The organism is Bathymodiolus japonicus methanotrophic gill symbiont, from assembly GCF_019721995.1.
In the GTDB taxonomy this organism is placed as follows: domain Bacteria; phylum Pseudomonadota; class Gammaproteobacteria; order Methylococcales; family Methylomonadaceae; genus Methyloprofundus.
The window spans coordinates 1-10,629 of sequence record NZ_BLYC01000078.1 but is presented as its reverse complement, the minus strand read 5'-3'; the positions used below and the strand labels follow the sequence as shown (position 1 = coordinate 10,629).

Annotated in this window: 13 protein-coding genes and 1 pseudogene; 4 read left to right on the top strand and 10 right to left on the bottom strand. The window is 37.4% G+C overall.

The genetic code is table 11. From position 1 onward, the window contains the following. The 5 genes and pseudogenes from K6984_RS35595 to K6984_RS28955 form a co-directional block, all read right to left on the bottom strand. On the bottom strand, window positions 1-238 hold a 238-nt coding region (locus tag K6984_RS35595; protein WP_420831740.1), incomplete at its 3' end, for a tetratricopeptide repeat protein. A 409-nt stretch (window positions 239-647) separates the two neighbouring features. Beyond that, window positions 648-1,565: a type II toxin-antitoxin system RelE/ParE family toxin gene (locus K6984_RS28970; RefSeq protein ID WP_221898464.1), complete on the bottom strand. Its 918-nt coding sequence runs from the start codon at window positions 1,563-1,565 to the stop codon at window positions 648-650. Between the two features lie 3 nt (window positions 1,566-1,568). Next, window positions 1,569-2,621 carry an AAA family ATPase gene (locus K6984_RS28965; protein WP_221898463.1) on the bottom strand — a complete coding sequence of 351 codons (1,053 nt, stop codon included), beginning with the start codon at window positions 2,619-2,621 and terminating at the stop codon, window positions 1,569-1,571. Next, window positions 2,611-3,861 carry a DUF262 domain-containing protein gene (locus tag K6984_RS28960; protein WP_221898462.1) on the bottom strand — a complete coding sequence of 417 codons (1,251 nt, stop codon included), beginning with the start codon at window positions 3,859-3,861 and terminating at the stop codon, window positions 2,611-2,613. The genes K6984_RS28965 and K6984_RS28960 overlap by 11 nt, the downstream gene beginning before the upstream one ends. A 422-nt stretch (window positions 3,862-4,283) precedes the next feature. After that, window positions 4,284-4,478: pseudogene (locus tag K6984_RS28955) on the bottom strand (transposase); the annotation flags it as partial. 21 nt (window positions 4,479-4,499) lie between these two features. Here K6984_RS28955 and K6984_RS35425 point away from each other — a divergent pair. From K6984_RS35425 to K6984_RS28950, 3 genes are all read left to right on the top strand, one after another. Further along, complete coding sequence (locus K6984_RS35425; RefSeq protein ID WP_263458596.1) at window positions 4,500-4,628, top strand: hypothetical protein; 129 nt, start codon at window positions 4,500-4,502, stop codon at window positions 4,626-4,628. Between the two features lie 27 nt (window positions 4,629-4,655). Continuing rightward, window positions 4,656-4,781, top strand: coding sequence for a hypothetical protein (locus K6984_RS35420; RefSeq protein ID WP_263458918.1), 126 nt, complete (start codon window positions 4,656-4,658; stop codon window positions 4,779-4,781). A 240-nt stretch (window positions 4,782-5,021) separates the two neighbouring features. Beyond that, window positions 5,022-6,188 (top strand): IS3 family transposase, encoded by a 1,167-nt coding sequence (locus tag K6984_RS28950; protein WP_087870166.1) that lies wholly within the window; start codon window positions 5,022-5,024, stop codon window positions 6,186-6,188. A 65-nt stretch (window positions 6,189-6,253) separates the two neighbouring features. Here K6984_RS28950 and K6984_RS28945 read toward each other — a convergent pair whose 3' ends face one another. The 4 genes from K6984_RS28945 to K6984_RS28930 form a co-directional block, all read right to left on the bottom strand. Then, on the bottom strand, window positions 6,254-6,811 hold the full coding sequence (locus tag K6984_RS28945; RefSeq protein ID WP_221898461.1) for a recombinase family protein: 558 nt from the start codon (window positions 6,809-6,811) through the stop codon (window positions 6,254-6,256). A gap of 654 nt (window positions 6,812-7,465) precedes the next feature. Then, a complete protein-coding gene (locus tag K6984_RS28940; RefSeq protein ID WP_221897285.1) occupies window positions 7,466-8,146 on the bottom strand; it encodes a hypothetical protein in 681 nt (226 codons plus the stop codon). Further along, window positions 8,146-8,607: a hypothetical protein gene (locus K6984_RS28935; protein WP_221898460.1), complete on the bottom strand. Its 462-nt coding sequence runs from the start codon at window positions 8,605-8,607 to the stop codon at window positions 8,146-8,148. Before K6984_RS28935 ends, K6984_RS28940 begins: the two co-directional genes overlap by 1 nt. Before the next feature lie 78 nt (window positions 8,608-8,685). Next, on the bottom strand, window positions 8,686-9,897 hold the full coding sequence (locus K6984_RS28930) for an IS3 family transposase (protein ID WP_221898459.1): 1,212 nt from the start codon (window positions 9,895-9,897) through the stop codon (window positions 8,686-8,688). Between the two features lie 14 nt (window positions 9,898-9,911). Between K6984_RS28930 and K6984_RS28925 the strand changes: the two genes are divergently transcribed. Continuing rightward, a complete protein-coding gene (locus K6984_RS28925; protein ID WP_221898458.1) occupies window positions 9,912-10,088 on the top strand; it encodes a hypothetical protein in 177 nt (58 codons plus the stop codon). On the opposite strand, the gene K6984_RS28920 is transcribed toward K6984_RS28925, so the two are convergent. Then, entirely contained in the window at window positions 10,075-10,239 is a 165-nt protein-coding gene (locus K6984_RS28920; RefSeq protein ID WP_221898457.1) for a P-loop NTPase family protein, read from the bottom strand. The two genes, K6984_RS28925 and K6984_RS28920, sit on opposite strands and share 14 nt — an antisense overlap. Window positions 10,240-10,629 lie beyond the last annotated feature (390 nt).

The following is a 10,629-nucleotide window of genomic DNA, read 5'->3' as shown; positions in this document are numbered from 1 at the left end:
CATACATCACTCCTAAGTTGTATTGTCCACTAGCACTTCCTTGTTCTGCTGATTTCTTGTACCACTTAACTCCTAAGTTGTATTGTGCTTGAGAATCTCCTTGTTCTGCTGCCTTCCTGAGCAATGGCCAGGGTTCTTTTGTGTCATAAACAACGCCTGCCCCTCCTTGTTCTCCTAAACTGATGTCTACAGCCCTCATACATCCATTAAGTGTTGTTAATGAAATTATTATTCCCAAAATTGCATACAGAAGTTTCATCTTAATTATTGAGTAGCTAAAGTGCACGTTGAATAAAAACATATCTATTTGATATTAAAGTTTAAAAATACGTAACTACTCAGCTTCGCTGAGTAGTTACCAAACGATTAACAATAATGGCTTTCCTGATAAGGTCGTTATGGATAAAAGTGGCGCTAACTATGCAGGATTAGCCAATATTAACCGGTTCTGTCGCCGTAATTCGTTCACCTACGCAGCGAATAGGAGATGCTCCAGCCGCCCTGCGTCCGCCACAGACTGAGCACAAAGCAGCTCAGTCATGGCTACCACAAATGGCTCTACGGCTATTCGGGATAAAATTTTAGCCTCCCTCGCGCGCTATCGCGCACTTCGGATTGGCAAATTTCCCTGCGCCTTCTGGAGACTATCAGCCCGTCCGGGGCTGACAGCGGGAGAAGCTGCGCGTCCGAAACAGATCATTTGCTCTTACAATATTGCTGGCATACCCCTCATTATCATTTTTCTTAATAAAGCCAACCAAAATAGCGTGTTCTAAACCACCTAACGATTTAAATAGAATACGAATTGCCCCCCCAGGGTATGCCGAAAACCTAATTTCCCTCAACCCTTCAGCATCAGCCAGATTTTTAAATAAAGGCTTACCACCATTAAAACCTTTTTCACAAGCCAACATTAATTTATCTCTAACCCGTACCTTATTATCATCAGTTTGCTCTTCATACCAACTTAAAAAGTCTTCCGAAAAAAAACACTCTTCACAACTATCTTGAATATCTACTTTATTAAATTCATCTGATAATAGTTTCCCATGCCTCTTCTGAGCAATATTTTTTATAAGTAACTTTTCATCTATATATTTCCCATCAAAAATACGCGCTATTTGAATTTTATGATTACGCCATTGCGCGCCAGTATCAATACTTAATAAAATTGCAGGCATGAGCCAAGCAACTCCAAATACTTCGGGGTTATTAGCAATACCATAATTAGGCATATAAAAACTATAACTTGTTAGGTCATCAATAATGTCATCAGGTAAATAATCCATAGCTGGACTTTTGTCTTCTATTTCTTCAAGAAACAAAAAAAAATCCTGCTCACCATTCTTAAGAAGTCGTTCCTTAAAGTCTAAATAAGTAAACGTTTCGGACAGCTCAAATTTTTCTAATGGCTCAGAAGAGGCAGAATCATGGTATATAGCATATCGGTCTGTACCAGTATTTAAAGCTAATACCCCTTGCAACGAATCACTAAATAAATCATAAGCCTTATCTGAATCAAATGCAGGAAAGCTATTAGAATTTAAACAAACAATATGATGCATAACTCAACCTTTTCGTGCAAGTATGGCTCTATTTTTCAAGGTTTGATCAAAAAAACACTCGGGCCAAAAATCTAACTTTCCATTCTCATGAAGCTTAGGACTTTCAACTTCACTGGGCTCATTCGACTTTTTCGTAAAATACTGAAAAGCCACCTTATCAGCTGCAATTATTTGTTCTTTTACTGCAATCCGAATACCATCCATTAAATGATCGCTATGTGTTTCCACAACTATCTGAATATCACAAGAAGCAGCTAAAGCAATCAATTTACCCATCGCAGTTTGTCCTTGTGGGTGTAGGTGAGCTTCAGGGTTTTCAAGAATAACTAATACTCCTTGGTCTTTTTTCTTCTCTTCCCACTCCTCACCCCAGCTTCCTTCCCACCCACCTGAAGGGGCTTGTGCGCTCATCCCTAAAATAGCAACCAAAATAGGTAAGGTATAACTTAAGCCAAAGCCGACATTTGCTGGTCTAAAACCATCTATTTCAGCATAAGCAGAATCCGTTTTTGCATTAGTCTGGTATTGAAATTTAACACCTGGTGATATTTCATTTAGCCAGCCTTTTAGAACATAATATAATGTTTCACCTTCTGCCTTTTCATGCACTAATACATCAGGAATAATGGCATTTTCAAATTGCTGTAAAAAATCCAAAACATACTCACCCTTATTACCAATCTGAGGGAATACACCTAAAGAACGTAATAAAGGTAGTGAAGTTTGTGGCCCCAGCCTATCCGCACTTATATAACGATACAAAGGTGCTTTGTCTGGTTTAACGAGCGTTGAATTATCGAGTTTAAGAGTGTCACTTTTGTTATCAGAAAAATGACAAGTAACCAGAACCGATTCACTTGTGGATGAAAATCTTGAACGTATATCATCTGCCGTACCATGCCCATCTAAAAGTGCAGTATCACAATACATTCTTAATGCCTGAATTACAGAACTTTTACCACTATTATTCAACCCAGCCAATAAAGTTAGAGGTTTAAATCCTATACTATTTTCTGGAAAAGATTTAAATGCATTTAATTCAATTTTAGTTATCATCAGGATTCTCTACCAATATGTCAGTTACAATTTTATTTAAGACTTTATATCGCATCATCACGCCACTGCTCTTTTTTGCTGCATTCCTACTAATAGAATCCCTAAAACCACCAGATTTTAACTGCTCTTTATAGGCAATGAACAATTCCTTTTTTTTACTACGTAGCATCTCAAAATCTTTTTCACTTAATTTACATAAAATTGTTGACCAGCTTTCAAATAATGATTTATTTATAGGTGACTTACGCGGACTACCAGGCAATGACGTTCTAAAGGCATGATCACCAAAAATCTCATGGCCTCTGAGCATCCCCTGAACAAACTTTGTTTCTATGTTAGCTATATTTTTATAATTAATTTTCGGAATAGCCTCTTCTTCGCCATAAATATTAAGTAATTTCTTATGTTCCAGCTCTGGCATACAATTAATAATACGCATGGCATTACTTAAAAACCTATCCATATCCGATTGGTACTCATTCATAGGTATAATAAGAAAAGCCAAAAATCTAAGTACCAATTCTCTAACCCCCATACGGGAATCATTAAGTTTACTGTTAATTGCCTTTTTAAACTCAGCTAACTCCACCAACTTAATTAACAGATCTGAAGAATTCCCCTGATAAAGTGCATGACGAATTTCTTGCCTTGTTAAAGGTAGTCCTCCCGTATTAATGCGCTTAAAAACATTCCTTTTGACTTCCTCAGGTGTACCAGGGTTAATCACGGTAAATCGCATTTCAGTTTCCCTGATGGTATTAATCAACCGAACTTGTGAAGGATCATTTTCAATATCATCAAAGGTTTTACCATTAAATTTATTACCCAAAAACTCAAGGTTACTTAATTTTAATTTCTTTCCTTCTTTATCACCCAGCATAAAATTTCTAATTGTTGATAAGCGTTGTAAACCATCTACGACCTCCCAAGCTCCTTCTTTTGTTGCTGCAACATAAAACATGGGTAAAGGTATTTTTAGCATCAATGACTCTATCAATTTGCTTCTACGTGTCGGGTCCCAAATTTCATTACGTTGAAAATTAGGGTCTAACTGAATTGTTTTCTGGTCTAAACGACGTATAACAGTATCCATGGCAATAACCTTAGACTCAATAGAGATTGAGTCAGGGTCAAAAGGCTCTAGAATATTCTCTTCTTGATTTTCAGATTCAATACCAGTCTTTGAACCATCTTCTGACAGCTCTTCTTTAATTTCTTCAGTTTCTTCAGTTTCTAACATTTTTATCTCATTGTAAGCGCTCAATGAAGCACGGGTTCTGTCGCAAAAAATAAAATCACCTTATTGCCTACGATCATAAGATTTTATTTCAGCCAAATAAGGTTCACATACTCAACTAAAAATGGCTCTATTTTTACAGCCATACTTTTCTGAATGCCACATGGTACTTGGCTTTTACACTAGGTTAACCTGAGTTCTGGATAAGGAATTATAGCAAAGGCAATAAATCTTCTCTTCTTAGGTTGACTGAAGTTTCCCAATAATTATTTATGGTAAAATTGAAACTATGCTACAACTATATGAAAAAAAATAGTCTTTTCATTCGTTTCAAATGCTATTGCCTAAGGGGAATTAAGTAGGGGTTTGCTATAAACATGGCAAAACCACCTAAAATAAACCTCGATACACCAGCATTGTGTATTTCAGCTACTCAATAATTGGGAAACTTCAGTTAGGTTGAGAGCAGGCTTTTTTTCTTGGTATGAATAAGCAACCAAGCAGTCGACTGCATTGACCATATAATTCGTCAGTGATCTGTGCCTAGAGTGTTCTAGCTGAAAAATATTTTTCAATTGGTCATTAATTGTTTCAATAATACTGCGCTTTCTCAGTAAGATAGCCGCGGGGAGTCGCTATTTTTGCGAAAGCTTGTTTTGGGCATCCCAGCCCAAGCAAGCAGCAAAAACTTAACGCGACCACTTATGCCTCCGGCGGCCCCGATTCGTCCTCGTCACCTCGTCCCGACCCAACAAGGGGTCGGAACATAGGCTCCAAATGACTTGACGCCGTGTCGGATGGCCTTTTATTTTGTCTCCACCTTCGCTAACGCTCAGACTCCGACAAAACAACGGCCCTACGGCTATCGCGGACTAAAAATCATCACTTCGCTTAGGCTACGTTTCCATGATTTTCAGCGGTAGAGCCATTTGTGGTAGCCATGACTGAACTGCTTTGTGCTCAGTCTTTGGCGGACGCAGGGCGGCTGAAGCATCTCCTCTTCGCTGCGTAGGAGAACGAAAGCACAGAGCCCGATTTACAGAGAGATGGCCGCCCTGAATTAGTCAATATTGATAAGTATAATCCCCCAGCAAATCCAGACAAGAAATCAAAGCAATCTTATTCCAAATTAGTTACTATTTGTAAAAAATTGGAGTATTAAAATGAGCAGAAAAAGAACGGTCTACAGTGCTGAATTTAAAAGCAAGTTGGTATTAGAAGTTTTAAAGAATGAAAAAACACTGCAAGAAATTGCCAGTGCAAATAACATCACACCTAAGAACCTACAAAACTGGAAAAAAATATTCTTAGACAATGCAGAAATAGCAATGGAGCCCTCCAAAGCCGTTAAAGATTACAAAGAGGATCTATTAGCAGCTCAAGAACAAAATGAGATGCTCACAAAAATCGTAGGAAAAATGACGGTTGAAAAGGAGTGGCTCGAAAAAAAGCTAAAAAGCTTGGACTCATCTGATAGAAAACAGTTGATTGAGCCCAAGCTTAACACTCTACCTCTAACACAGCAGTGTGCATTATTAGGATTAAATAGAAGCAATCTCTATTACAAAAAAAGAGAGAATAAAAAGAAAGAAGAGATCAAAACTCAGATTAATCACATTTTTAAAGACATCCCTATTTATGGTGCGGCTAAAGTACACCAGCAGTTGCTTGAAGGTGGTTTTAAAGTCAGTTTAAACACGGTGGCGAGTTATCGGCAGCAGATGGGCTTGAAAGCCGTATTAGCGGTAAAACAAGTCAATACAACGATCCCCATAAAAGAACATAAAAAATATACTTATAAGCTTAGAGATCTTGATATATCACACGCTAACCAAGTTTGGAGTACAGATATAACCTATATTAAAACCAAAGAAGGGATGGTTTATTTAGCGGCGATTATTGATTGGCACTCAAAAGCAGTGCTCGCCCATAAAATATCAAACACAATGGATTCTTTTTTAGTTATGGATGTATTAGATGAAGCGCTTTCTCTCTACGGAACACCTGAAATTTTTAATACGGATCAAGGCAGTCAATACACCAGTGAAATTCATACCCAACGACTAAAAAACAAAGGCATTACTATTTCTATGGATGGAAAAGGACGAGCAACGGATAATATTTGTATTGAACGGTTTTGGCGAAGTGCAAAATGTGAGCGTATTTATTTAAATGAATATGGTTCAATTAGAGCGTTAATAGAAGATGTTGATGACTATATTGAGTTTTATAATCATCAACGGTTTCATGAAACCCTGGACTATAAAAAACCAATGAATGTATATAGAGAAAGTATTTTAGCTAATGAACAGCAGAATGAAGCGGCTTAGGAATATGGAATAAGGATTGTTGAAAAATCTGTCTTGACTCTTTGGGGTGATATAGGCTAAAATGTTTATCTCGACAGGCGCGCCTGAAGTATGGTGTAAATAGTTTGTCTCGTAACACCAAAATGTTTTGCTATATCAGATTTCAATGCACCGCCGTTGAACATCGTTATTGCCATTTCCTTTTGTTGTTCATCAAGAGCTGAGGGCCTTCCTCCAATTCTTCCTTTTTTTCTAGCCGCCTCTAAGCCGGCTTTTACTCTATCTTTAATTAATGAGCGTTCGAATTCTGCAAGTGAGCCAAATATATTAAAAACAAGTTTGCCTGTGCTTGTAGTCGTGTCTATTGATTCAGTTAATGAAGTGAAACCGATTCCTTTATTTTCAAGATCATTTATAACTTCAAGTAAGTGTTGTAATGATCTTCCTAACCTGTCTAGTTTCCAGACAACCAGCGTATCAGCTTTCCTTAAAGACTTTAAACATTGTTCAAGTTCGGGTCTGTCTTTTTTACTTCCTGACGCTTTTTCCTTATAAATTATTTCGCAACCAGCTGCATTAAGCGCGTCTATTTGTAGTGATGTATCTTGAGAAGATGTTGAAACTCGAGCGTAACCTATTTTCATCTGTTTACTTTTTTAACATGGGTTTTATTAACTATAGCATGAGATAAGTTTTTTAACAGCCTTTTTTAACATTATTAACTATAAATAAGGTCTTGTTAATGGTGATTAGCTGTGTTTATGGTGATGTTAAAAAAACACTTGTTTTTTTAACTCCATCTATCAGTGCATCTACCCCCCCCCTCTAGTGAGTGTCGAATTGTTAGGATTGCCAAGGGGATGCGTGGTTAAAGAATGAATAAACTAGGTGCGGTGGCAAATGGTACGTATCAACAGCGAAGAGTATTGTTGAATGATAAAAGGAAATAAATAGTCTTAACGTAGCTATCTCGATAACCTCTGCCACTCTATCGAGAGCAGTCCCCGAATCTTTGAAGCATACTTTATGTATTCCCCCTGTAACTACTCAGCGTAAATAATTAAAAAAGTTCTTGACATGGGTTTTAGCCTGGTTTTTGTGATTTTTAGTGAACTGCCCAACAGTCGATTAATCCACGCTTTATTGCTTCTATCGCTATAGTCATCACAAAATGTCCCCTTAAACATCTACGACCTCGAAGAACTTTTTTATTCGCCTTACAATCGCTTAAAACAAGGAAAACTCGGTATTTAAAACCCAATTGCTTAATATAACATGGCTTTTTATGCGGCTTTATTTCATGCGTCAGGGCTAACAAAGCGGTGGTTATCTTTTCGTTTTGATTCTGGAAACTGGTGATTGTAATAGTCAATAAGCCAGATATGTTTACTCCTAATTGAAGGGTTGTCACTTAATTCATCGGGAATTACTTTACATATTGCTTTCCAACTATCATCAGCATTACCATTTTTCATATAGTTTATGAAATACAACCCATCACTCTCGAGTATCAAGTGCTCGTTTTTTGACAGCTCACTAGCAGGGTAAACTAAATCTATTAACTCTTTGCTAATTATAACTCTTGGAGTTAATGCAATGGTAGATTCAATCTTATAAGCATCAATCATTCCATTGCTAAACAAGAAATCTTCAGTTGAAAAATGTTTTCCGTATGAGGCACCACCACGGCATAATATTCCATCATTAAGCAAATCATATTGGTAGTTTGAAATAACGTCTACGACCTTTTTGTAGTTCTCTTGGCTATATGGTATAGCCAGCACGACGGAATCAGAGAACTGTGTTATTTCTAGGCCAATTATTGTCTTTTTCAGCTCTTTAGTTTTAAGGTGAATTGTATATAAAACTTTAATGTAACGATGTTCTTTTTTTGGTCTTTCGCAATCATGTTGTACCATTGCCGAAAACCCTAATAAATCTATAAAAGCGACTATATATTCCTTGAGTTCAATAGCCATTACTTAATTAAGTCCAAATTCGTTGCTATTTCTGATATAGATTGGCGGTATGTTGCCATCCTTTCTTGGGCTCCTTCCCAAGGAGCACCACTCCAAGCTTTACCATTAGAGGCTGAAATAATTTTTGTGTCATTTTGTGATATATCAAACATGGCTTTACCACACTCTTGCATTATTGGAATTAACCCTTCAAAGTCACGAATTTTTGATACAACAATTTTATCTTTAGCCAATCCGCTTGTAATATCTTTTTCATCAGTATTAAATTCACTAATTGAAGGAAGTAATGAGGATGATACTTTTTCTGGGATACGCTCCATCCACATTTGATAAGTTGCTTTTGGCTTACCACCTCTAATTTTAAAATTTTGAAGAATTACACCTAGAAATTGTGGCAGCCCATGCCGAATAGGTAGTTTTAACTCATAAAAATCATTATATATTTGAGAATGATCTTGCATCCATTTTTAATTATTGTCGATAATTATAGCACCCCAAAGAGTCAAGACAGATTTTTCAACAATCCTTATTCCATATTCCTAAGCCGCTTCATTCTGCTGTTCATTAGCTAAAATACTTTCTCTATATACATTCATTGGTTTTTTATAGTCCAGGGTTTCATGAAACCGTTGATGATTATAAAACTCAATATAGTCATCAACATCTTCTATTAACGCTCTAATTGAACCATATTCATTTAAATAAATACGCTCACATTTTGCACTTCGCCAAAACCGTTCAATACAAATATTATCCGTTGCTCGTCCTTTTCCATCCATAGAAATAGTAATGCCTTTGTTTTTTAGTCGTTGGGTATGAATTTCACTGGTGTATTGACTGCCTTGATCCGTATTAAAAATTTCAGGTGTTCCGTAGAGAGAAAGCGCTTCATCTAATACATCCATAACTAAAAAAGAATCCATTGTGTTTGATATTTTATGGGCGAGCACTGCTTTTGAGTGCCAATCAATAATCGCCGCTAAATAAACCATCCCTTCTTTGGTTTTAATATAGGTTATATCTGTACTCCAAACTTGGTTAGCGTGTGATATATCAAGATCTCTAAGCTTATAAGTATATTTTTTATGTTCTTTTATGGGGATCGTTGTATTGACTTGTTTTACCGCTAATACGGCTTTCAAGCCCATCTGCTGCCGATAACTCGCCACCGTGTTTAAACTGACTTTAAAACCACCTTCAAGCAACTGCTGGTGTACTTTAGCCGCACCATAAATAGGGATGTCTTTAAAAATGTGATTAATCTGAGTTTTGATCTCTTCTTTCTTTTTATTCTCTCTTTTTTTGTAATAGAGATTGCTTCTATTTAATCCTAATAATGCACACTGCTGTGTTAGAGGTAGAGTGTTAAGCTTGGGCTCAATCAACTGTTTTCTATCAGATGAGTCCAAGCTTTTTAGCTTTTTTTCGAGCCACTCCTTTTCAACCGTCATTTTTCCTACGATTTTTGTGAGCATCTCATTTTGTTCTTGAGCTGCTAATAGATCCTCTTTGTAATCTTTAACGGCTTTGGAGGGCTCCATTGCTATTTCTGCATTGTCTAAGAATATTTTTTTCCAGTTTTGTAGGTTCTTAGGTGTGATGTTATTTGCACTGGCAATCGCTGTCAGCCCCGGACGGGCTGATAGTCTCCAGAAGGCGCAGGGAAATTTGCCAATCCGAAGTGCGCGATAGCGCGCGAGGGAGGCTAAAATTTTATCCCGAATAGCCGTAGAGCCATTTGTGGTAGCCATGACTGAGCTGCTTTGTGCTCAGTCTGTGGCGGACGCAGGCGGCTGGAGCATCTCCTATTCGCTGCGTAGGTGAACGAATTACGGCGACAGGAGTCCCGGAATTTCGTGAGGTAGCATGGCGCGTGCCTGTGTTAATTGTCTTTACACTTTCGATAGATATTTCAGATATATCACCATCTATCTGGTTTTAGTAATCGAATAGACTGCGTCCTTCAATTTCTGTTTCACTTCTGTCTTTTCATTTTCATCAAGATCAGCAATTATGGGAGACATCATTAACTCTGTTAAGTTTGATTGGGGATCAGCATCTACCGCTAAAACTTTTTTTCCATTTTGTGCCAAAAAATGAGCAGATTGAAGGTCGTTGTTGTTTTTGACAACCACCTTTGTGGTTATATAGAGTTACAATTTTTGTCATACCGAAGTCATCCTTTATTGTTAGCTTTTTAGTTTGAATTCACCATCGCTGAAAATCAGGGAAACGGAGCTAAAGCGAAGTGATGATTTTTAGTCCGTGGTAGGCGACAGGGCAATTCGCCAATCCGAAGGGTTCTGTCGCAAAAATCATCAAAAAGCGTAGTCCTCCTGCTCTTCAGACATAACTATCCTGCTAAAGCCATAAACTACTTATAAGCAGGAATATTTTCCTCAGATAATTGCCCTTTCGGATGATATGTGCCGTTTCAATCCATCAATTGTTGCTTGGGCGGAGTGAAACGCTTTAAAGCCCAT

Excerpts from the sequence above, each read along its gene's own strand:
- K6984_RS28970 (WP_221898464.1), bottom strand. The coding sequence starts at position 1,565 with ATGCATCATATTGTTTGTTTAAATTCTAATAGCTTTCCTGCATTTGAT.
- K6984_RS28965 (WP_221898463.1), bottom strand. The coding sequence starts at position 2,621 with ATGATAACTAAAATTGAATTAAATGCATTTAAATCTTTTCCAGAAAAT.
- K6984_RS28960 (WP_221898462.1), bottom strand. The coding sequence starts at position 3,861 with ATGTTAGAAACTGAAGAAACTGAAGAAATTAAAGAAGAGCTGTCAGAA.
- K6984_RS35420 (WP_263458918.1), top strand. The coding sequence starts at position 4,656 with ATGGCCTTTTATTTTGTCTCCACCTTCGCTAACGCTCAGACTCCGACA.
- K6984_RS28950 (WP_087870166.1), top strand. The coding sequence starts at position 5,022 with ATGAGCAGAAAAAGAACGGTCTACAGTGCTGAATTTAAAAGCAAGTTG.
- K6984_RS28945 (WP_221898461.1), bottom strand. The coding sequence starts at position 6,811 with ATGAAAATAGGTTACGCTCGAGTTTCAACATCTTCTCAAGATACATCA.
- K6984_RS28940 (WP_221897285.1), bottom strand. The coding sequence starts at position 8,146 with ATGGCTATTGAACTCAAGGAATATATAGTCGCTTTTATAGATTTATTA.
- K6984_RS28935 (WP_221898460.1), bottom strand. The coding sequence starts at position 8,607 with ATGCAAGATCATTCTCAAATATATAATGATTTTTATGAGTTAAAACTA.
- K6984_RS28930 (WP_221898459.1), bottom strand. The coding sequence starts at position 9,897 with ATGGCTACCACAAATGGCTCTACGGCTATTCGGGATAAAATTTTAGCC.